Genomic DNA, 21,527 nt, shown 5'->3' on the forward strand with positions numbered 1-21,527 from the left:
CGCCACCGGGGGACAGGGCGTGCACAGGAGCGTGCGGCGGACGGTCGAGGAGGCCGTTCTCGCACGCCGGACGGCCTAAAGAGCGTGTCGGTGCGGCGGCCGGCGAGATGTGGCTTCTTACCTGTTTATCCACAAATACGACTACAGCGGGGTGAAGTGATGATCACACGCAGTCGGCAGGTGGCCCTCGTCCTGACCGCCGTTCTCACCGCGGGTGCCGCCTGCCAGGCCCGTGACCACCGAGCGGCGGAACCGGGGCATCCGGCCCCTTCCGCCACCGGCCCCCGCGGCTTCACCCTGGTCGCCTCGGGGGACGTGCTGCCCCATGACTCGATCATCGAACGCGCCCGCTACGACGCGGGCGGCACCGGCTACGACTTCCGGCCGATGCTGTCCGGCATCCGCTCCGTCGTCGCCCCCGCCGATGTGGCGCTGTGCCACATGGAGACCGTCTACGGCGCGGACGGCCACTACACCGGCTACCCCCTCTTCAAGTCCCCGCCCGAGGTGGCCGGCGGCCTGGCCGCCACCGGCTACGACGGCTGCTCCACCGCCTCCAACCACTCCCTGGACGACGGTGTCGACGGCATCCGCCGCACCCTGGACGCCCTCGACCAAGCGGGCGTACGCCATGCCGGCTCGGCGCGCTCCGAGCAGGAGGCCCGCACGGCGACCGTGCTGCGCGCCGGCACGGCGCGGGTCGCCCACCTCGCCTACACGTACGACACCAACGGCCACCCGCTGCCGCCGGACCGGCCCTGGGCCGTCGGCCTGATCGACGAGACGCGGATCGTCGACGACGCGCGGGCCGCCCGGAATGCCGGAGCCGACGTGGTCGTCGTCTCCCTGCACTGGGGCACCGAATGGCAGGAGGCCCCGGACGAGCGGCAGATCGCGCTGGCCCGCTCGCTCACGGCCTCGGCCACCGGGAACCGCCCCGACATCGACCTGATCCTCGGCACCCACGCCCATGTCCCGCAGGCCTACGAGAAGGTCAACGGCACCTGGGTGATCTACGGCATGGGCGACCAGATCGCCGGCGGGATGACCAACCACGAGGGCGTCCTGGACCCGCGCGGCAACCAGTCCTCACTGGGCCGCTTCACCTTCGCCCCGCCGAAAAGGGCCGGCGGACGCTGGGAGGTCACCCGTGCCGAGTTCGTCCCGCAGCTCTTCGACGTGGACGCCGGACGGGTGGTCAACCTCAACCAGGCGCTCGCCCGCGGCGCCGAGGTGCAGGCCGTGCGCGACCGCATCCGGAACGTGGTGCTCAGCCGGGGCGCCGCACAGGACGGGCTCGTGATGGGGGAGTGAGGCCCTGACGCGGGACACCCCCTAACGCCGCGCCAGCTCCGACCGCCGGTACGAGTAGGCGAAGTAGACCACCAGCCCGAGCGCGAACCACACGGCGAACCGCGCCCAGGTCTGCCACTGGAGGAAGGTGATCAGCCAGATCGAGAAGACCACGCCCACCGCCGGCACCACCGGCATCCACGGCGTGCGGAAGGTGCGCGGCAGCTCGGGGTGCCGGTAGCGCAGCACGATCACCGCCGTGCACACCACCACGAACGCCAGCAGGATCCCGATGTTGGTGAGCTCGGCCGCCTCGCCGATCGGCAGGAACCCCGCGATGACGGCCGACGCCACCCCGACGATCCAGGTGACCCGCGTGGGCACGTGCCGGGTCGGGTGCGTCTTGGCGAACCAGCGGGGCAGCAGCCCGTCCCGGGACATGGCGAACCACACCCGGGTGACGCCCAGCATGAAGGTGAACATGACCGTGAGGATGCCGATGATGGCGCCCACCGCGATCACGTCCGCGAGCCCGCTCAGCCCCACCGACTTGAACGCCGTGGAGAAGCCGCTCTCCGGGTCGATGTCCCGGTAGTCCTGCATGCCCGTCAGCACCAGACAGGCCGCCACGTACAGGACCATCGAGATGACCAGCGAGTAGATGATCGCCTTCGGCATGTGCCGCTGGGCGTCCTTGGACTCCTCGGCGGCCGTCGACATGGCGTCGTAGCCGAACACCGCGAAGAACACCGTCGCCGCGCCGGTGAACGCGCCGCCGACCCCGTACGGGAAGAACGGGTTGTAGTTCGCCGTGTCGATGTGGAACACGCCGACCGCGATCACCAGCAGCACGACCGCGACCTTCAGCACCACGACCACGGTCTCGAACCGGGCCGCGTTCTTGATGCCCAGGTTCAGCAGCGCGGCGATGAGCAGGCACAGCAGCGCCGCGAACAGGTCGACGCGGTGGCCGTCGCCGGTGCCGGGCGCGCCCAGCATCCAGTTCGGCAGATCCGCGCCCATCTCGTTCACCAGGAAGCTGAAGTAGCCGGAGATGCCGATCGCGACGACCGCGACGATCGCGGTGTACTCGAGCAGCAGGTCCCAGCCGATGAACCAGCCGGCGAGTTCGCCCAGGACCGCGTATCCGTACGTGTAGGCCGAGCCCGCCTTGGGGATCAGGCCCGCGAACTCCGCGTACGACAGCGCGGCGGCCGCGCTGGCGACACCGGCGATGAGGAAGGAGACCAGCACCGCGGGTCCGGCCGTGCCGTTGGCCACCGTTCCCGCGAGGGTGAAGATGCCGGCGCCGATGATGCCGCCCACGCCGATGGCGGTGAGCTGCCACAGGCCCAGGGAGCGTTCCAGCCGCGTGCCCTCGCCGACTTCCGTCGCCTCGATGTGCTCGATGGGTTTGCGGCGCAGAATCCCCTCACCCATCCGGATCCCGGCCATGCGCCTCACCTCTTCGCGATCGGCAACACCCGACGGCGGATCATGATGCCGCTGTCACCTCGCTGACGGAAGACACCACGCGTGGCCGGGTGTGATCGCCCCTCCGCCCCTTCCCGTCCCGTCCCCGGGGGCTCCGCCCCTGGACCCCCGTGCGCAGTTCCCCGCGCCCCTTCAGGGCGCGGGGAACTGCGCGACGAGCCACAGCCGGCCCGCAGCCGCCGTGCGACTCCCGTGTCCTCAGCCCGTCGCGTCGACGAGGGCGAGCTCGTGGAGGCGGTCCGGGGGGCCCGGGCGGGCGTAGTACCAGCCCTGGGCCGTGTCGCAGCCGAGGATGCGGAGCTGTTCGGCCTGGGCTCCCGTCTCCACGCCCTCCACGGTCACCGCGAGGTCCAGGCTGTGGGCCAGGGAGACGATCCCCTCGACGATCTTCAGGTCCACGGGGTCGGCCGGGAACCGCTGCATGCTCTGGGTGAAGGAGCGGTCCAGCTTCAGGACGCTCACCGGGAGCCTGCGCAGGTTGGCCAGGTTGGAGTAGCCGGTGCCGAAGTCGTCCAGGGCGATGTCGACGCCCATCTCCGCCAGTCGGCGCAGCGGCTTCAGCAGGTCGTCGTCCGCGCCGATCAGCGCCGACTCGGTGACCTCGAGGCAGAGGGCGTCCGGCTCCACCCCCGTGCGCTCCAGGATCTCCACGGTGTCCTGGACCAGCCCGGGATGGGTGAGCTGACAGGGCGACAGGTTCACGTTGATGCGCAACGGGCCGAGCGCCGCGGCGCCCCCGTGCCGGTCCTGCCACTCCCGGGCCTGCCGCACCGACTGCTCCAGCACCCAGCGGCCCAGCGGAACGATCAGCCCCGTGTGCTCGGCGAGCGGGATGAACCGGTCGGGGGAGAGCACCCCGTGCTGCGGGTGCAGCCAGCGCACCAGCGCCTCCGCCCCCCGCACACTGCCGTCGCCGAGGTGCACCAGCGGCTGGTACTCGATGAAGAACTCGCCCCGGTCCAGGGCCGTCGGCAGCGCCGTGGTGAGCCCGTGCCGGGTGATGGCGCGGGCGTCCGCCTCGGGGTCGGCGAGCTCGAAGCGGTTGCCGCCCGCCGACTTGGCCCGGTACATGGTGATGTCGGCGCTGCGCAGCACCTCCGCCGCGCTGCGCTCCCCGGCCGGCCCCTCGACGATGCCGATGCTGCCGCGCACGGTCAGCTCCCGGCCGTCCACGCTGATCGGGGCGAGGAGTGCGTTCATGATGCGGGCGGCGAGCTCGTCGACCGTGCGCTCGGTGTCGGGCCCGGTGGTCAGCGCCACGAACTCGTCGCCGCCGAGCCGGGCCACCATCTCGCCGGGCGCCGTCGCGCAGGACTGGAGCCGGTCGGCGACCTCGACCAGCAGCCGGTCGCCGGCCGCGTGCCCGAGGCTGTCGTTGACGGTCTTGAAACCGTCCAGGTCGAGGTAGCACAGCCCGAACCGCTGGCCCTTACCGGCGCCGAGCGCCTTCTCCAGCCGCTCGAAGAAGAACGTGCGGTTGGGCAGCCCGGTGAGCGCGTCGTGGGTGGCCTCGTAGCGCAGCCGGAGGTTGAGCAGCCGCCGCTCGGTGGTGTCCTCCATGAGGGCGAGCTGGTACTGCGGGCAGCCGTCGGCGTCGCGCAGCAGGGACACCGTCAGATTGGTCCACAGGACCGTTCCGTCCGGGCGGTAGAACGCTTTTTCGAGGTGGTAGTGCTCGCGCTCGCCGCGCACCAGCTCGTCGTAGAGCCGCCAGGTCTGCGGGGCGTCGTCGGGGTGGGTCCACTCCTTGACGTTGCGGCCGCGCATGCTGTGCTCCGAGAGGCCGAACATGCGCCGCAACGCCCCGTTGACCTGAAGGACGTTGCCCTCCAGGTCGGCGATGCCGATCCCTATGGCCGCGCCCTCGAAGACGGCGCGGAACCGGGCCTCGGTGGCGTGCAGTGCCTGTGCCACCACGCCCTGCGCCTCCAGCGCGGCCCGCGCGACGGCCTCCTGCTCGGCCAGCGTCCGCTCCCGCAGTGCCCGCGCGAACCCGGCGGCCATGGCGTGCTGGAGCCGCGCGGAACGCGCCCGCAGGTCCTCCCGGTCGCCGTCCCCGCCGCAGTACAGGACGAGATAGGCGTCCACGCAGTCCAGGGTCCGGCTCAGCGCCTCCGGGTCGGTGCAGTGCGCCTCCACCAGCGCGGCCCCGACCGCCCGGCCCGCGTCCGCGTCGAACGACCGGGCCCGCAGCGCCTCGCTCAGCAGCCGGGCCGGCGGCAGCAGCAGCTCCTCGAACTCCGGCCGGGTCGACGACGTCGAGGTCACCGGGAATACCGCCCGGCTCCAGATCGTCGCGAACCGGCGGAGTCGGTCCTCCGGCCCGTCCGGCTCCGCGCTCACGCCGTACGCCCCACGCCCGCGAAACCGGAGAAGGCGTAGGGATCCTCGTCCTCCGGTGCGGTGTCCGGCCGCCACTGCGGCATCGGCACCAGTCCGGGTTCCACCATGTCGTACCCCTCGAAGAACCGCGCGATCTCGTCGCGCGTGCGCATGATCAGCGGGTTGCGAATGTCCTGGTACACGTCCACCGCCCCCTCGGCCCGCTCCGGCGGCAGCGGGATTCCCTCGTACGAGGCATGGGTGAGCACGAGCATGCTGCCGGGCGCGAGGGCCTGGCGCAGTTCGGCCACCGCCGCGTACGGGTCGTCCGCGTCTTCCACGAAGTGCAGTATGGCAACGAGGAGCAGCGTCACTGGCCGATTCAGGTCGATCAGCCGCAGCACTTCGGGACTGTTCAGAATCTCCCGCGGCTTGCGGAGGTCCGCGGCGGCGATGCCCGCGCGGTCATTTCCCCGCAGAACGGCCTGGCTGTGCGCCACGGCCACCGGGTCGTGGTCGACGTACATCACACGGGCGTCCGGATCGGCCGCCTGCGCCACCTCGTGGACGTTTCCGAACGTCGGGATGCCGGAGCCGATGTCCAGGAACTGGTCGATGCCCTCACTCACCGCGAAACGCACCGCCCGCCGCATGAAGGCACGGTTCGCCTGCATGATCTTGGGAAGTCCCGGCATGAACTCCATGGCCCTGCGGGCCGCTTCCCGGTCGACCTCGAAGTTGTGCGAACCGCCCAGGTAGTAGTCGTACATCCGGGAGACGCTGGGCACCGTGATGTCGATGCCCCGCGGGGCCCAGGCGGGACGCTCCATGTATCTCTCCAAGGCGTAGGCGATCCGGTGTTCGAGCAGAGGCTACTGATCGCCCGGCAAAGGAGCGACCCCAAACGGAAATTGACCATCCGTTCCCGGTCACTGCCAGTGGCACGTGCCTAATTGCGTCCCGGTGAACGCGTGACGAAATGTGTCCACGGCATTCCGGAGAGTTCCGACACGCCGAGAAGTACACGGAGATGAGTGCCGATAATTCCATGGGTTCCGGTGAATCATGGCAAAACGGTCCGCCCCTCCGCGGACTCGCGGAGGGGCGGACACCGGGCCGGCGGCGTCCGGAGTGGACGACACCCTGGGGAGGTTGCTACTTCTCCGGCGCGCCGACCGGCTTTCCGTCGGGCCGCACGGCGAACCAGGTGCCGCCGACGCCCTGACCGTTGGTGTCGCCGGGGGCCTTGTCACCGGCGAAGGTGTAGATCGGCCAGCAGTTGATCGTCTGCTGGTCGGCGCCGTCCGGGCGGGTGAAGGTCATGTAGCCCTTCTTCTGGATGCCCTTGGTGTCCGCGAAGTCGACCGGCGACACCACCGGCCACTTCTCCAGGCAGGCGCCGGTGCACGCCGACACGGGCTTCGGCCAGGCCTCGTCCTTCATGAAGCGGTAGACCGTCATGCCGTTCCCGTCGACGACGATCTCGCCCAGCTTCGGGTCCTCGCGGGTGGACAGTCCGGGCCGGTCGGCCGCCTGCGCCTTCTTGCCCTCGGGGGTCAGCGCGTACCACTTGCCACCGACGCCCTGGCCCTTGACGTCACCGGCGTTGACGTCCTTGACGTACCGGTAGGCCGGCCAGCCGCCGACGGTGAGCTGCTTGGTGCCGTCGGCCCGGGTGACCTGCCCGAGCAGCGACTTGTCGATCCCCTCGCCGGCCGAGGCGTCGTCGGCGGGGACCGGCGGCCAGGTCTTCGCGCAGTCGTCCTCGCAGTTGGTCACGGGCGGTTCGGCGGTGTCCTGGTCGAAGCGGTACAGGGTCAGTCCGAGGCTGTCGGTCACCACCTTGCCCAGTTCCGCGTTGGTGGAGACGTTGAGCTCGCCCGCCGTGTTGGCGGGGCTCGCCGACGCCTGTGCCCCGCCGCCGCCCGCCTGACCGGCGCCGATGCTGCCGACGTCCCCGGCCCCGGCCGTGGCACCCACGTTCTGGCTGGAGGGGGGCGGCGCGGTGTCCTGCCCGCAGGCGGTCGTCAGGGTCAGCACCGCCGCGGCGCTCGCCACCAGTGAGGCGGTCCGCCAGGAGGTCTTCATCGTCAACTCCACATCATCGCCAGGGTGTTGCAGCGCCCTGCTGTGCCGCCGCTCGACGATGGGTACGCACGGCAGCACGGGTTGTGTTCAAAGGTGGCCCGGATTTCTTTTGTTAACTCCTTCGGGGCAATCGCCGGGCTTCGGGGCGTGGCCCGGCGCTTCCCGACTCATGATCCTCGTCGTGCAAGCACTCGTACCGACCCAATCCCGCGTCGCCGCACGTGCGTTGGCCCTGACGACGCTGATCTGGGCGCTCGTCGGCGCACCCGGCACGGCGGCGGCCGACGCCTGCGCGTACGCCTCGACCGGGCCGGGCGGCACGGAGGCCGTGGCCATCGCGGGCGACATCAGCTGGACGGACCCGCCGTGCTCACCGCCGTCACCGTCCCCCACGCCCACACCCACACCCACACCCACGCCGACCCCTCCGCCGCCGCCCGAGCCGACTCCGACCCCACCGCCGCCCCCGCCGCGCCCCACCCCGAAACCCGAGCCGCCGCCCCCGCCGGCGGCCCGTCCGGCGCCCCCCGCCGCCCGGCCGACACCGGCACCGCCCACCCCGCCCCCGCCGTCACGCCCGGCGCCGCCCCCGCCACCGGCCCCGACGCCGTCGGCCACCCCGGAGCCGCGCCCCTCCGTGACACCCGTGCACTTCCCGCGCCACCGCCCGGCCCCGGCGCGGCGGCCCTCCGGCGGCGCCACGTCGCCGCTCACCTTCGTCCTGCTCATCGCGACGCCCGCGGTGGTGGCCGTCGCCGCGCTGCGTCCGCGCTGACGCCCGGTCCGATCCGACCCCTTCTGGAGGCACCTCTTGCCGGAATGGCTTGTTCTCACCCTCGCGATGCTCGCCGCCGGTGTCGTCGTGGTGGTCATCACCCTCGTACGGCACCGCAGGGCCGCCGACGACGAGGATCCCAGCGAGACCCCGGACGTCATCGAGTACATGACGATGTGGATCGGCGTGGTGTACGCCATCGTCCTGGGCCTCGCCATGGCCGGCGTCTGGGAGGGACGCAACGCCGCCCAGGAGCACGTACGGGCGGAGGCGGTGGCACTGCACGAGATCACGGAGCGGGTACGGGTCTACCCCGCCGAGGTGCGCGACCGCATCCGGGACGATGTCAACGCCTATGTCGGACACGTCGTCACCATCGAGTGGCGGACCATGGCCGACGACGGAGAGGTCACCGAACGCGGCACCGAACTGCTCGACCGCGTCCGCCGGGACGTCACCGACTACGAACCCCGCACGGACTTCGAGGCGCAGGCCTACCAGCCGCTCGTGGACCAGGTGGCCGCGGCCGACCAGGCGCGCAGCGCACGGGCCGAGTCGACCGGGGAGATCATGCCGGGCGTGGTGTGGTTCGGGCTGATCACCGGGGCCGTCATCACCATCGGGATGATCTTCGCGCTCCAGATCCGGCGCACCACCCGCGAGATGATCCTCGCCGGGCTGTTCTCCGCGCTGATCGCCTTCCTGCTCTTCCTCATCTGGGACTTCGACGCCCCCTACAGCCGGGGCCTCGCCGCCTCGGCGGACCCGTTCCTGCGGCTCTTCCCGCACATCGAGGGCTGAGACCGTCCACCGGGCAGCGGTTCGCCCCGGCTCCCGAGGGATCCGGGGCGAGCTGCTGTCGAACAGGTGCGAAACGGCGGCCCGAAGGGGACAGCGGTTCAGATCCGCTTCTCGGCGCGGCGCCGCATCCAGAAGACACCGCTGCCGACGACCGCGGTGGCGACCAGGGCGCCGCCGATGGCGATGTCGGTCGGGGTCGCCCCGCTGGTGCTGCTGCCGCCGATGCCGCCGCGGACCCCGCCGATGACGGTGAAGGCGGCCGGACGGGTCAGGCTCCGGCCGGAGCAGTGGACCGTGATGTCGTAGGGACCGGGACGGGCGTTCTCGTCGACGGTGGCGGTGCCCTTCGAGGTGTCGTTGGCACCGCTGATGGGCGTCAGATTCGTCCGGGGGAAGGCGTTGGAGGTCGCCGTGCCGCCGTGGGGGCAGCCGTCGACCGTGATGGTCAGCTGGCCCCCGGCGGCGATGACGCTGGGCAGGGCGACGATGTTGGACGGGTGGGGAACCCGGCCGCCGTCCGCGACGGCCGCCGGGGCGGCGACCCCGAGGACGGCGACCGCGGCGCCGGCGGCCGCCAGGGCACGTGAATTGCGCATGTGATCCTCCGCGGAAGGCGCCCCGGGTCCCGTTCCCGGTCGATCGGCGAGAAAGCACCTCCCGGAAAGACCCTCAGTTGCCCTGCCCGGCCCCGCATTTCGGGAATGGTCCGTACCGGTGAGGCCCGCCCCGCGCGCACCACCGCACGGGGGGATATCGCCGCAGGTCACGGACCGTCAGAAAATCTTCGTCCGCACCGCCCCGGATGGCGCACGCGGTGGCTCAGGGGCCACCCGTTCGCCGCCGCCCCGTCGCCGGTTGCGCGTGCGGCACTTAGCGTTTTCGTCATGCGCGAGTGGTACGGCGACGGCCGTGTCGAGAGGGGAAGGCGAATGTCTGCTTTCGAGCCGGCCGAAGCCGAATGGGAGGCGCGGCGGAGGAAACGCGCCCCCTGGGGCGTGATAGCGCTGGTTCTGCTCAGCGGCCTCGCGCTCATCCGGAACGGTTCGGGGGAATTCGACGTGGGCCCGCCGCAGCCGGCCGGCGCGGCCGCCGCCGACAGCCGGATGCCCGGCCCCGCGATCGGCACGGCGGTGCGGCCGCTGCCGTACGCCGTTCCCGGCCGGGTCAGGATCCCCGCGATCCAGGTGGACGCGCCGATGATTCCGGTGGGCCTGGACGCGGAGGGCTGGGTGGACGCCCCGCCGCCCGAGGACCCCAATCTGGGCGGCTGGTTCACCGGCGCGGTCTCGCCGGGCGAGAAGGGCACGGCGGTCGTCGTCGGGCACGTCGACAACGCGCAGGGGCCGGCCGTGTTCTACGGGCTCGGGGCGCTGAAGAAGGGAAACCGCGTCGAGATCGAGCGCGAGGACGGGAAGACGGCCGTGTTCGAGATCTACGGCATCGAGGTCTTCGCGAAGAACAACTTCCCCGGCGACCGCGTCTACGCCTCCAAGGGAAGCGCGGAACTGCGGGTCATCACCTGCGGCGGCGGTTTCTCCCAGCAGAACGGCTACGACGGCAACGTGGTCGCCTTCGCCCGCCTGACCGAGGTCCGCTGAGCGGTCCCGGCCGGGCGGGCGGGACCGCTCAGACGTACTGCCGGCGGGGCACGGTGACGTGGTAGCCGGCGTCCAGCAGCTCCGGCAGATAGGCGCGCAGGGCCCGCACGCTCTGCGAGCGGTCGCCCCCGGCGTCGTGCGAGAGCACCACGACGCCCGGGGCGGCGCCGTCCTCCACCCGGTCGACGATGGTGCGGGTGCCGGGCTCGGTCCAGTCGAGGGTGTCGACCGTCCAGGCCAGGGGTTCCATGCCCAGTTCGGCGCCGAGCTGGAAGGCGGCGCGGTTCCAGGCGCCGTAGGGTGCGCGGAACCATTCGGGCCGCTCGCCGTAGGCCTTCTCGATGACATCGCTGGTGCGTTCCATCTCGGAGCGGATCCGGGCGCGCCGCAGCCGGGTGAGGAGGGGGTGGGACCAGGTGTGGTTGCCGACCACGTGCCCCTCGTCGGCCATCCGGGCCAGCAGGTCCTTGTTGTGGGCCGCCATCTCCCCGCACACGAAGAACATCGCGCGCACCTCGTAGCGGGCCAGCGTGTCGAGGATGTGCGGGGTGTACCGCGGGTCGGGGCCGTCGTCGAAGGTCAGCACCATGGTGTGGCCGCGCCCGGAGAGGCGCAGCAGCGGTTCTCTCCGTACGGGGGTCGCGCCGGGCGCGGCCTGGGGCGCGCCGTAGCCGGTCAGGGGCCTCAGACGGTACTCGGAGGGCTTGAGCGGACGGCGGGCCGCCCGGGCGCCGGCGGCCGGCGGCGGCGCGGGTGCGGCACGGTTCCCGGCGCCCGGCGCGAACGCCGCGGCGACACCGGCCGCGCCGAGGGAGACGGCGCCGGCGAGCAGCGCCCGGCGCCGAGTGAGCAACTGATCCTTCTGCATGAGTCATCAGTCGCCCCACGAGGGGCCGACGCACCTCAGCGACACCGGTGCGGCGGCACGATTTCACCCGACCGGCCCAACGGGGGCGACCGAGCGTCCGCGGACCCGTGCCGGCCGGGGCGGAGGACTCCGATAGCCTCGCTGCCGTGACGGAACAGCGGTCCCATCAGTTCGAGCGGGGCACGGACGGCCCGAAGGTGATCGTGGCCGGCGTGGACGGCTCCGACTCCTCGCTGCGCGCGGCGGCGTACGCGTCCGGTCTGGCCCGGCGCCAGGGCGCGCTGCTCGCCCTCGTGTACGTGCAGCCGGTGCTGGCCGCGGGAGCGGCGCTCGGCGCGCCGGTGGCCGACACCACCGAGGAGATAGCCGAGCAGCTGGTGGCTCAGGTCAGGGACGCGATGGAGCGGATCAAGGGCATCTTCGACGTCCGCTGGGAGTTCCACACCTTCCGCGGCGACCCGTACAACGGCCTGGTGAAGGCGGCCGACGACCTCAAGGCGGACGCGGTGGTGGTCGGCGCCTCCGAGCAGGCCGGCCACCGGATCGTCGGTTCGGTCGCGGTACGGCTGGTGAAGGCCGGGCGGTGGCCGGTGACCGTGGTTCCGTAGGGCTCCTCACCTCTCCAGCAGCATCCGCTGCAACTCCCGGGCCGCGCGGGGCGGGGCCACGTCGCTGCGGTGGGCCAGCGCGATGGTGCGGTGGAGGCCTGGACGGGTCAGCGGGGTGACGCGCAGACCGTGCCCGGAGCGGGCCGCCACCATCCTCGGCACCACCGCCATCCCCAGCCCCGCCCGTACGAAGCCCAGCACCGCGTCCATCTCGCCGCCCTCCACCGCGAATTCCGGCTCGAAGCCCTCCGCGCGGCACGCTGCCACGGTCAGCTCGCGCAGGTCGTAGCCGTGCCGGAACATCACCAGGCGTTCGCCCTCCAGATCGGCGACGCGCACGGTGCGCCGGCCCCGTCCCGGCCTCGGGGCGTCCCGGGAGGACACCACCACGAGGTCCTCCCGCAGCAGTTCCACCGTGGTGAGCGCGGGGGAGGGCGTCGGCAGCGGCAGCACCACCAGGGCGAGGTCCAGCGCGCCGCGGGCCAGCTCGCGTACGAGGTCGTGGGAGCCGCCCTCCTCGATCAGCAGCCTGACCCCCGGATACCGGTCGTGGAAGGCGCGCAGCACGTCCGGCAGCAGGCCGGTGCACAGGCTCGGCGTCGCGCCCAGCCGCACCCGGCCGCTGCGCAGCTGCGCCACCTCCTGCACCTCGTGCCGGGCGGTGTCCGCGTCGGCGAGGATCCGCCGGGCCAGCGGCAGCAGCGCCTCGCCCGCGTCGGTCAGGGTGATGTTCCCGCGCGCCCGCCGGAAGAGATCCGCTCCCAGCTCCCGCTCCAGCGCCTTGATCTGCTGCGACAACGACGGCTGCGCGACGTGGACCAGATCCGCGGCCCGGGTGAAGTGCCGGGTCTCGGCGACGGCCACGAAGTACTGGAGCTGCTGGAACTGCATGCACTGATCATAGGCTGTCCCTATCGAAACGAGCCGCACCATGTCTTGGACCGATGAGGCCCTTCGGCCCTAGCGTCTGGTGACATGGCTCTGGCAACGCGGACGGACCGACGGCCGTCCATGGCACGCACCGTGTGGGACTCGACCGTCGGCAAGAAGACAGTGATGGCGGTCAGCGGCCTGATCATGCTGCTGTACCTGGTCGTCCACATGATCGGGAATCTGAAGATCTTCTTCGGGGCCGGCGAGTTCAACCACTACGCCCACTGGCTGCGCACCGTCGGTGAACCGTTCATGCACTACGAGTGGACGCTCTGGGTCGTCCGCGTCGTGCTCGTCGTCGCCGTGGTGGCCCACGCCGTCTCCGCCTACCAGCTCAGCCGCCGCGACATCAAGGCCCGCCCCAGCAAGTACGTGCACAGCAAGCCGCGGGCGAGTTACGCCACCCGCACCATGCGCTGGGGCGGCATCATCCTCGCCCTGTTCATCGTCTGGCACCTGCTCGACCTGACCACGGGCACCGTGCACTCCGGCGGCTTCGAGTCGGGCAAGCCCTACCAGAACGTCGTGGACACCTTCTCCACCTGGTACGGCAACGTCATCTACATCGTGGCGATGCTCGCCGTCGGACTGCACATCCGGCACGGCTTCTGGAGCGCCGCCCAGACCCTCGGCGTCGGCAGCCGCACCCGCGACCGCGCCCTGAAGACCACCGCCAATGCCCTCGCGCTGCTGCTCACGGCCGGCTTCGTCGCCGTCCCCGTGGGCGTCATGACCGGAGTGGTGAGCTGACCATGACTTCCTACACCGAGTACGCGACCGGCGAGCCGGTCGCCGACACCAAGGCCCCCGCCGGCCCCGTCCACGAGCGCTGGGACAAGCGCCGCTTCGAGGCCAAGCTGGTCAACCCCGCCAACCGGCGCAAGCACACCGTCATCGTCGTCGGCACCGGCCTCGCCGGCGGCTCCGCCGGGGCCACGCTCGCCGAACAGGGCTACCACGTCGTCCAGTTCTGCTACCAGGACTCACCGCGCCGCGCCCACTCGATCGCGGCGCAGGGCGGCATCAACGCGGCGAAGAACTACCGCAACGACGGCGACTCCGTCCACCGCCTGTTCTACGACACCGTCAAGGGCGGTGACTTCCGGGCCCGCGAGTCCAACGTCCACCGCCTCGCCCAGATCTCCGTCGAGATCATCGACCAGTGCGTGGCCCAGGGCGTGCCCTTCGCCCGCGAGTACGGCGGTCTGCTCGACACCCGCTCCTTCGGCGGCGTCCAGGTCTCCCGCACCTTCTACGCCCGCGGCCAGACGGGCCAGCAGCTCCTCCTGGGCGCCTACCAGGCGCTGTCGAGGCAGATCGCCGCCGGCAACGTCGAGATGCACCCGCGCACCGAGATGCTGGACCTGATCGTCGTGGACGGCAAGGCGCGCGGCATCGTCGCCCGGGACCTGATCACCGGGAGGATCGACACGTACTTCGCGGACGCCGTCGTCCTCGCCAGCGGCGGCTACGGCAACGTCTTCTACCTGTCGACGAACGCCATGAACTCCAACGCCACCGCGATCTGGCGGGCGCACCGGCGCGGCGCGTACTTCGCCAACCCCTGCTTCACCCAGATCCACCCCACCTGCATCCCGCGCACCGGCGACCACCAGTCCAAGCTCACCCTGATGAGCGAGTCGCTGCGCAACGACGGCCGGATCTGGGTGCCGAAGGCCAAGGGCGACGACCGCCCCGCGAACAGGATCCCCGAGGACGAGCGCGACTACTACCTGGAGCGCATCTACCCCTCCTTCGGCAACCTCGTCCCCCGAGACATCGCCTCCCGCGCCGCGAAGAACGTCTGCGACGAGGGCCGGGGCGTCGGACCCGGCGGCCAGGGCGTCTACCTCGACTTCGCCGACGCCATCCAGCGGATGGGCCGCAAGGCGGTCAAGGCCAAGTACGGCAACCTGTTCGACATGTACCAGCGGATCACCGACGAGGATCCGTACGAGGTGCCGATGCGCATCTACCCCGCCGTGCACTACACGATGGGCGGGCTGTGGGTCGACTACGACCTCCAGACCACGATCCCGGGCCTGTTCGCGATCGGAGAGGCCAACTTCTCCGACCACGGCGCCAACCGGCTCGGCGCCTCCGCCCTGATGCAGGGCCTGGCCGACGGCTACTTCGTCCTCCCGGCGACCGTCAACGACTACCTGGCCCGCAACCCGCACCACGACGAGGTCGACGCCTCGCATCCCGCGGCGGTCGAGGTCGTGCGCGAGACCGAGCAGCGGCTGGCGAGACTGCTGTCGGTCGACGGCGACCGCACACCGGACTCCTTCCACCGCGAGGTCGGCGAACTCATGTGGGAGTTCTGCGGCATGGCCCGCACCGACGCCGGACTGCGCAAGGCGCTCGAGCGCATCCCGCAGATCCGGGAGGAGTTCTGGCGGCGCGTCAAGGTCCCCGGCACCGGCGAGGAGTTCAACCAGTCGCTGGAGAAGGCCAACCGCGTCGTCGACTACCTGGAGCTCGCCGAGCTGATGTGCCTCGACGCACTGCACCGCTCCGAGTCCTGCGGCGGCCACTTCCGCGAGGAGTCCCAGACCCCCGACGGCGAGGCCGCCCGCAGGGACGACGCGTTCTCCTACGCGGCCGCCTGGGAGTTCACCGGCACCGGAGAAGCCCCGACCCTGCACAAGGAAGACCTGGTCTTCGAGTACGTCCACCCCACCCAGCGGAGCTACGCATGAGGCTCACCCTGCGCGTCTGGCGGCAGAAGAACGCCGACGCCGACGGCGCCATGTCCACGTACGAGGTGGACGGCATCTCACCCGACATGTCCTTCCTGGAGATGCTCGACACCCTCAACGAGGAGCTCATCCTCAAGGGCGAGGACCCCGTCGCCTTCGACCACGACTGCCGCGAGGGCATCTGCGGCGCCTGCTCGCTCGTCATCAACGGCGACGCCCACGGGCCCGAGCGCACCACCACCTGCCAGCTGCACATGCGGTCCTTCAAGGACGGCGACACCGTCGACGTCGAGCCGTGGCGCGCGGCGGCCTTCCCGGTCGTCAAGGACCTGGTGGTCGACCGCTCGGCCTTCGACCGGATCATCCAGGCCGGTGGCTACATCACCGCCCCCACCGGCTCCGCGCCCGAGGCCCACGCCACCCCCGTGCCGAAGCCCGACGCGGACCTCGCCTTCGAGCACGCCGAGTGCATCGGCTGCGGCGCCTGCGTCGCGGCCTGCCCCAACGGCGCGGCGATGCTCTTCACCTCCGCCAAGATCAACCACCTCAACGTGCTCCCGCAGGGCGCACCCGAGCGCGAGACCCGGGTGCTGGACATGGTGGCGCAGATGGACGAGGAGGGCTTCGGCGGCTGCACCCTCGCCGGCGAGTGCGCCACGGCCTGCCCGAAGGGCATCCCGCTCACCTCCATCACCGGGATGAACAAGGAGTGGTTGCGGGCCACCCGCAAGGCCGCCAAGCGGTAGCCGTCACGCCCCGCGCCCCCTCGGGGACGCGTCACCGAACGTTCGCCGACAGGTGCGGACGGACGGGGCCGGGAGAGGTGCTCCTCCCGGCCCCGTCTCGCTTCTGGGGTTCAGCCACTCCACATCCGCACTCCCGGCTCCGGTCACGTACACGCCAACCCGCATCGGAAGAACAGGGGTGTCCCCACCCCGCTCCGGCGCGTGACCAGGAGAGAGCCATGACCGGCGTGCTGACCGTCGACCACCCCCCGCAGCCCACCACACCCATCCGCTACACCGTCACCCTCGCCCGCGACGAGGAGGACGTGCGTGCCGCGCAGCGGTTGCGGTACGACGTCTTCGCGGGCGAGATGGGAGCCCTGCTCTCCACCCCCCAGCCGGGCCTGGACGTCGACCCGTTCGACGCGTACTGCGACCATCTGCTGGTGCGCGAGGAGGTGAGCGGGCAGGTCGTCGGGACGTACCGGCTGCTGCCGCCCGAGCGCGCCGGCATCGCCGGACGGCTCTACGCGGAGGGCGAGTTCGACCTCTCGTCGCTCGACGCGATCCGGCCGTCCCTCGTCGAGGTCGGCCGGTCCTGTGTGCACCCCGACCACCGCGACGGCGCGGTCATCGGACTCATCTGGGCCGGCATCGCCCGCTACATGACCGATCACGGCCACGCCTGGCTCGCCGGATGCTGCTCCGTCCCCCTCGCCGACGGGGGCGCGCTCGCCTCCGCCACCTGGGACCGGGTGCGGGCGAAGCACCTGGCGCCGGAGGAGTACCGGGTGCGGCCGCTGCTGCCCTGGGTGCCGAAGGCCGCCGCACCGGCCGCCGCCCCCGCCGCGCTGCCCGCCCTGCTGCGCGGCTACCTCAGGCTCGGCGCCTGGGTCTGCGGCGAGCCGGCGCACGACGTGGACTTCGGCGTCGCCGACCTCTACGTGCTGCTGCCGATGAACAAGGTCAACCCCCGCTATCTGCGGCACTTCCTCTCCCTCGTCCCCGCCTGATGAGCGTCTGGCTGCCGGGCGCGCCCTGCACCCCGCGGGGCTGTGTGGAGCCGACGGCGCCCGCTGCTGCCGCACCGCTGGCGGTGCTGCGGCTGGCCGCGGTCGGCCTGCTGCTGCTCGCCGGGATCGCGCTGCTCCCGCTCGGGCGGCGGATCCCGGCGGGCGCGGTGCGACGGTGGTGCCGGTGGATCGTGGGCGCCGCCGGGGTCCGGGTCCGTATCGCCGGGGCCGCCGTGCCCACGGGCGGAGTACTGCTCGTCGCCAACCACATCTCCTGGCTGGACGTCCCGCTGCTCGCGGCGGTCCGCCCGGCCCGGATGCTGGCCAAGGCCGAGATACGGCGCTGGCCCGTGGCGGGGGCGCTGGCGGCGCGCGGCGGCGTGCTGTTCATAGACCGTGACCGGCTGCGCGCCCTGCCGGACACGGTCGCCGCCCTCGCGGGGATCCTGCGCGGCGGCTCGGCGGTCGCCGCGTTCCCGGAGGGCAGCACCTGGTGCGGCCGGGCCCAGGGACACTTCCGCCGGGCGGTCTTCCAGGCGGCACTGGACGCGGGGGTCCCGGTGCAGCCGGTCCGCATCCGCTACCGGGGCGTGCGCGGCGACCCGGTCACCGCACCGGCCTTCGTCGGCGACGACACGCTGCTCGCCTCCCTCTGGCGCGTGGCCTCGGCCCGTGGCCTGACCGCCGAGGTCGAGGTGCGGGCCCCCCTTCCGCCGGGCCGCCACGGCGACCGCCGCGCCCTGGCGCACGCCGCGCGGCGCGAGTCGGTACCGGGACCCGAGGGCGGTCACCGCGAGTGAGCACTGTGGAAAATTAAGTACCTTTTGTCTCTTTTGTCCCGTTTTCCATCACCTGATCCGGAGAACCCGTGAGGGGCGACCTTCGAAAGGAGGGTGATGGAAGATGATCACCCGCGAAGACATCTCGATCCTGCTGGATCACCCGGTGTACGACGGGGACGGGAACAAGGTCGGCGACGCGAAGCACGTCTTCCTCGACGACGCGAGCGGACGCCCCGAGTGGGTGACCGTCAAAACAGGTATGTTCGGCTCGAACGAATCGTTCGTCCCCATCCGTGACGCCTCGCTGGTGAAGGACCACCTCGAGGTCCCTTACGCCAAGGACAAGATCAAGGGCGCGCCCAACGTCGACATCGACGCGGGCGGTCACCTCTCGGTCGACGAGGAACACCGCCTCTACGAGTACTACGGCATCGACTGGAGCGGCGTGCTCACGGAGGAATCGGGCCGGCGTGACCGGGGTCCCGGCATGGGCACGGCGGGCACCGCCGGAGCGGCCGGAGCAGCGGGTGCGGCGGGTGCCGCGGGAGCCGCGGGAGCGGCGGGCACGGCCGGACGCCGGGGCGACGCCTCACGGACGGCGCCGGGCACGGCCGGAACCGCGGGCAAGGCCGGCATGGCGGGCAAGGCCGGCACGGCCGGGGCCGCGGGCACCGCGGGACGCCGCGGCGAGGCGGGGACCGCGCGACACGGCGGCGACGCCATGACCCGCTCCGAGGAGCAGATGCGCGTCGGCGTCGAGCGGCACGAGAGCGGCCGGGCCAGGCTGCGGAAGTACGTGGTCACGGAGGAGGTCCAGCAGACCGTCCCGCTGCGCCACGAGGAAGTGCGCGTGGAGCGCGAGCCGATCACGGACGCCAACCGCGAAGAGGCCATGTCGGGCCCGACCTTCAAGGAGGACCAGCACGAGATCACGCTGCACGAGGAGCGCGCCGTCGTGGAGACGGAGGCGGTACCCGTCGAGCGGGTCAGGATGACCACGGAGGAGAAGACCACGGAGGAGACCGTCCGCGGCCGGGTCCGCAAGGAGCGCATCGAGGCCGAGACGGAGATGAACGAGGAGATGGGCCGCGACGTCCCGGGCCGCGGCACTCCGGGCCGTGACGTCCCCCGGCGGGGCCGCGAGTAGAACCACCACCACCCTTCCCCTCCCAGCGCGCCGGTGCGACGTCACCGGCGCGCATCCGTGCGCCGCGGGAGGTGTCTAGGCTGGGCGGCGTGACCGACCGCAACGAGCGGCCTCCGCTGGCCGTGTTCGACCTCGACAACACCCTCGCCGACACCGCGCACCGGCAGCACTTCCTGGAGCGCAGGCCGCGCGACTGGGACGCCTTCTTCGCCGCCGCGCCGCACGACCCGCCGCTCGCCGAGGGCGTCGCGCTGGTGCGGGAGAGCGCGCGGGAGTGCGAGATCGTCTACCTCACCGGGCGGCCGGAGCGGTGCCGGCGCGACACGCTGGACTGGCTCGCCGCGCAGGAACTGCCCGACGGGGACGTGCACATGCGCGGCAACGCCGACCGCCGGCCCGCCCGGCACACCAAACTGGCGATCCTGCGCCGCCTCGCCCGCACCCGGGAGGTCCGCGTGTTCGTGGACGACGACGAACTCGTCTGCCTCGACGCCCGGCGGGCCGGTTTCACCGTCGTCCAGGCCCGCTGGACGGCCCCGTCCGAGGAGTTGAGGGACGCGCAGGAGCGCGAGGGAAGGACCTGACCCCCGCCCGGCTCAGCTCGGCTCCTCCAGGCGGAAGCCGACCTTCAGCCCCACCTGCCAGTGCGCGATCCGCCCGTCCTCGATCTGCCCGCGCACCTGGGTCACCTCGAACCAGTCCAGATTGCGCAGCGTCTCCGACGCACGCTCGATGCCGTTGCGCACGGCCTTGTCGACGCCGTCGGGCGAGGTGCCGACGATCTCCGTGACGCGGTAGGTGTGGTTCGACATGGGGGTGCTCCTCTCACGTCACTCCACCGTGCCCCACACCGCGGCGGAGCGCGAGGCGTCGGCCCCGTTCGCCTGACGGCTTGACCTATGCATTGGTCCATACCAAGATGCTGGTCACCCGCCCGAGCTCCGCTCGCCCCCCACGTCGGGCCCCTGTCCGTCAGACAGAAACAGGACCCCTCGTGAAACGCCGTGCACTCGCCCTTGTCTGTGTGTCCGCCTCCCTGCTCGGCGGCTGTGGTCTGCTGCCCGGCGACGGCGCCGAACGGAGCACGGTCACCGTGTGGCTGATGCAGCACAGCGCCTCGCAGGAGTACCTGGACCGCTTCACCCAGGACTTCGAGCGCGAGCATCCGTCGCTCGACCTCGACATCCGCATCCAGGAATGGACCGGGATCGGCGAGAAGGTGCAGAAGGCACTGGAGACGGACGAGGCGGACGGCCCCGACGTCATCGAGGTCGGCAACACCCAGGTGGCCACCTACGCGGAGGGCGACGGACTGCTCGACCTCACCCTGGAGTCCATGCGGGACTGGGGCCGCGAGGACTGGCTGCCCGGCCTCGCCGAACCCGGCAAGTGGGGCTCCCAGCAGTACGGCATCCCCTGGTACGCGGCCAACCGCGTGGTCATCTACCGCAAGGACCTCTTCCGGGAGGCCGGAGTCACCCCGCCCAGGACCCGGGACGAGTGGCTCACCGTGACGGAGAAGCTCAACAACGGGGGCAACCAGGGCATCTACCTCGCCGGCCAGGACTGGTACACGCTCGCCGGCTTCATCTGGGAGGAGGGCGGAGACCTCGCCAAGGAGCGGGACGGCGTCTGGCGCGGCACGCTGGACAGCGAGGAGGCCCTGCGCGGCATGGACTTCTACGGTCGGCTCCAGGCACTCGGCGACGGCCCCGTCGACGCCGACGAGGAACACCCGCCGCAGGCCGGCGTGTTCGCCGAGGGCGGGGTCGCCCAGATCGTGGCCGTGCCGGGACTGGCGCGGGCCATCCTCAAGCAGAACCCCCGTCTGGAGGACGAGCTCGGCTACTTCCCCGTCCCCGGAAGGACCGCGGACAAGCCCGGCGCCGTCTTCACCGGCGGCTCCGACCTCGTCGTACCGGCGAACACCGACACCAAGGAGGGCGCCGTCGAGGTCGTCGCCGCGCTCACCGGCGCCCGGTGGAACACCGATCTGGCCCGCACCATGAACTACGTCCCCAACAAGGCCGGACTCGCCGAGTCGGTGGCGGGGGAGGAGGGGGTCGCGGCCATGGCGGCCGGAGCCGCACAGGGCCGGGCGACCCCCAGCACACCCCAGTGGAGCGCGGTCGAGGCGGACAACCCGATCAAGGAGTACATGACGAAGGTGCTCACCGGCGCCGACCCGGCCACGGAGGCCGAGCGCGCGGCCCGGCGCATCACCGAGGCCCTGGCCTTCGACTAGGGCGGCGCTCCCGTCAGCGTGCGACGCTCAGTGACAGCGCGAACCGGCCCGCCTCGTCCGTCCACCACCGGGCCGGCTCCAGCCCCGCGGCCGACAGCTCCTCGTCCACTCCCTCCTTCCGGAACTTCGCCGA

The 21,527-nt window shown here is 71.8% G+C and carries 22 protein-coding genes; 13 read left to right on the top strand and 9 right to left on the bottom strand.

Annotated features, from left to right (window positions below):
* Positions 1-159: 159 nt before the first annotated feature.
* On the top strand, positions 160-1,314 hold the full coding sequence (locus ACZ470_RS15985) for a CapA family protein (RefSeq protein WP_468427557.1): 1,155 nt from the start codon (positions 160-162) through the stop codon (positions 1,312-1,314).
* 21 nt (positions 1,315-1,335) lie between these two features.
* Here ACZ470_RS15985 and ACZ470_RS15990 read toward each other — a convergent pair whose 3' ends face one another.
* The 4 genes from ACZ470_RS15990 to ACZ470_RS16005 form a co-directional block, all read right to left on the bottom strand.
* Positions 1,336-2,748, bottom strand: coding sequence for an amino acid permease (locus ACZ470_RS15990; protein ID WP_468427559.1), 1,413 nt, complete (start codon positions 2,746-2,748; stop codon positions 1,336-1,338).
* 237 nt (positions 2,749-2,985) lie between these two features.
* Positions 2,986-5,130: a putative bifunctional diguanylate cyclase/phosphodiesterase gene (locus ACZ470_RS15995; protein WP_468427561.1), complete on the bottom strand. Its 2,145-nt coding sequence runs from the start codon at positions 5,128-5,130 to the stop codon at positions 2,986-2,988.
* Entirely contained in the window at positions 5,127-5,939 is an 813-nt protein-coding gene (locus ACZ470_RS16000; protein ID WP_468427563.1) for an SAM-dependent methyltransferase, read from the bottom strand. The genes ACZ470_RS15995 and ACZ470_RS16000 overlap by 4 nt, the downstream gene beginning before the upstream one ends.
* Positions 5,940-6,264: 325 nt before the next feature.
* Positions 6,265-7,197, bottom strand: a complete 933-nt coding sequence (locus ACZ470_RS16005; RefSeq protein ID WP_468427565.1) for an SCO0930 family lipoprotein — start codon at positions 7,195-7,197, stop codon at positions 6,265-6,267.
* A 181-nt stretch (positions 7,198-7,378) separates the two neighbouring features.
* Between ACZ470_RS16005 and ACZ470_RS16010 the strand changes: the two genes are divergently transcribed.
* Positions 7,379-7,972: a hypothetical protein gene (locus ACZ470_RS16010; protein WP_468427567.1), complete on the top strand. Its 594-nt coding sequence runs from the start codon at positions 7,379-7,381 to the stop codon at positions 7,970-7,972.
* 36 nt (positions 7,973-8,008) lie between these two features.
* Positions 8,009-8,773 carry a bestrophin-like domain gene (locus ACZ470_RS16015; RefSeq protein WP_468427569.1) on the top strand — a complete coding sequence of 255 codons (765 nt, stop codon included), beginning with the start codon at positions 8,009-8,011 and terminating at the stop codon, positions 8,771-8,773.
* Between the two features lie 98 nt (positions 8,774-8,871).
* On the opposite strand, the gene ACZ470_RS16020 is transcribed toward ACZ470_RS16015, so the two are convergent.
* Positions 8,872-9,369 carry a hypothetical protein gene (locus tag ACZ470_RS16020; protein ID WP_468427570.1) on the bottom strand — a complete coding sequence of 166 codons (498 nt, stop codon included), beginning with the start codon at positions 9,367-9,369 and terminating at the stop codon, positions 8,872-8,874.
* A gap of 333 nt (positions 9,370-9,702) precedes the next feature.
* Between ACZ470_RS16020 and ACZ470_RS16025 the strand changes: the two genes are divergently transcribed.
* Positions 9,703-10,371: a class F sortase gene (locus ACZ470_RS16025; RefSeq protein WP_468427573.1), complete on the top strand. Its 669-nt coding sequence runs from the start codon at positions 9,703-9,705 to the stop codon at positions 10,369-10,371.
* 28 nt (positions 10,372-10,399) lie between these two features.
* Here ACZ470_RS16025 and ACZ470_RS16030 read toward each other — a convergent pair whose 3' ends face one another.
* Positions 10,400-11,239, bottom strand: coding sequence for a polysaccharide deacetylase family protein (locus tag ACZ470_RS16030; protein WP_468427575.1), 840 nt, complete (start codon positions 11,237-11,239; stop codon positions 10,400-10,402).
* Between the two features lie 146 nt (positions 11,240-11,385).
* Between ACZ470_RS16030 and ACZ470_RS16035 the strand changes: the two genes are divergently transcribed.
* Positions 11,386-11,847 (top strand): universal stress protein, encoded by a 462-nt coding sequence (locus tag ACZ470_RS16035; protein ID WP_468427577.1) that lies wholly within the window; start codon positions 11,386-11,388, stop codon positions 11,845-11,847.
* Positions 11,848-11,853: 6 nt separating this feature from the next.
* On the opposite strand, the gene ACZ470_RS16040 is transcribed toward ACZ470_RS16035, so the two are convergent.
* Positions 11,854-12,738 (bottom strand): LysR family transcriptional regulator, encoded by an 885-nt coding sequence (locus ACZ470_RS16040; protein ID WP_468427579.1) that lies wholly within the window; start codon positions 12,736-12,738, stop codon positions 11,854-11,856.
* A 120-nt stretch (positions 12,739-12,858) separates the two neighbouring features.
* Between ACZ470_RS16040 and ACZ470_RS16045 the strand changes: the two genes are divergently transcribed.
* The 7 genes from ACZ470_RS16045 to ACZ470_RS16075 all read left to right on the top strand — a co-directional run bounded on the left by ACZ470_RS16045 (position 12,859) and on the right by ACZ470_RS16075 (position 19,733).
* Positions 12,859-13,530, top strand: a complete 672-nt coding sequence (locus tag ACZ470_RS16045) for a succinate dehydrogenase (protein ID WP_468427581.1) — start codon at positions 12,859-12,861, stop codon at positions 13,528-13,530.
* A 2-nt stretch (positions 13,531-13,532) separates the two neighbouring features.
* Complete coding sequence (locus ACZ470_RS16050) at positions 13,533-15,482, top strand: fumarate reductase/succinate dehydrogenase flavoprotein subunit (protein ID WP_468427583.1); 1,950 nt, start codon at positions 13,533-13,535, stop codon at positions 15,480-15,482.
* A complete protein-coding gene (locus ACZ470_RS16055; protein WP_468427585.1) occupies positions 15,479-16,228 on the top strand; it encodes a succinate dehydrogenase/fumarate reductase iron-sulfur subunit in 750 nt (249 codons plus the stop codon). Before ACZ470_RS16050 ends, ACZ470_RS16055 begins: the two co-directional genes overlap by 4 nt.
* Before the next feature lie 218 nt (positions 16,229-16,446).
* Positions 16,447-17,220 carry a GNAT family N-acetyltransferase gene (locus ACZ470_RS16060; RefSeq protein WP_468427587.1) on the top strand — a complete coding sequence of 258 codons (774 nt, stop codon included), beginning with the start codon at positions 16,447-16,449 and terminating at the stop codon, positions 17,218-17,220.
* Positions 17,220-18,020 (top strand): lysophospholipid acyltransferase family protein, encoded by an 801-nt coding sequence (locus ACZ470_RS16065; RefSeq protein WP_468427589.1) that lies wholly within the window; start codon positions 17,220-17,222, stop codon positions 18,018-18,020. Before ACZ470_RS16060 ends, ACZ470_RS16065 begins: the two co-directional genes overlap by 1 nt.
* A gap of 103 nt (positions 18,021-18,123) precedes the next feature.
* Positions 18,124-19,149 (top strand): DUF2382 domain-containing protein, encoded by a 1,026-nt coding sequence (locus ACZ470_RS16070; protein ID WP_468427591.1) that lies wholly within the window; start codon positions 18,124-18,126, stop codon positions 19,147-19,149.
* A gap of 89 nt (positions 19,150-19,238) precedes the next feature.
* Positions 19,239-19,733 carry a phosphatase domain-containing protein gene (locus ACZ470_RS16075; RefSeq protein ID WP_468427593.1) on the top strand — a complete coding sequence of 165 codons (495 nt, stop codon included), beginning with the start codon at positions 19,239-19,241 and terminating at the stop codon, positions 19,731-19,733.
* A gap of 12 nt (positions 19,734-19,745) precedes the next feature.
* Here ACZ470_RS16075 and ACZ470_RS16080 read toward each other — a convergent pair whose 3' ends face one another.
* Complete coding sequence (locus ACZ470_RS16080; RefSeq protein WP_468427595.1) at positions 19,746-19,961, bottom strand: dodecin; 216 nt, start codon at positions 19,959-19,961, stop codon at positions 19,746-19,748.
* A 182-nt stretch (positions 19,962-20,143) separates the two neighbouring features.
* On the opposite strand from ACZ470_RS16080, the gene ACZ470_RS16085 reads away from it, so the two are divergent.
* Positions 20,144-21,394 carry an extracellular solute-binding protein gene (locus tag ACZ470_RS16085; protein ID WP_468427596.1) on the top strand — a complete coding sequence of 417 codons (1,251 nt, stop codon included), beginning with the start codon at positions 20,144-20,146 and terminating at the stop codon, positions 21,392-21,394.
* 13 nt (positions 21,395-21,407) lie between these two features.
* Here the strand turns inward: ACZ470_RS16085 and ACZ470_RS16090 are convergent.
* Positions 21,408-21,527, bottom strand: a 120-nt coding sequence (locus ACZ470_RS16090) for an L-histidine N(alpha)-methyltransferase (protein WP_468427625.1), incomplete at its 5' end; no start/stop codon positions are given.

The sequence above is a fragment of the Streptomyces sp. NPDC031111 genome, assembly GCF_055570675.1.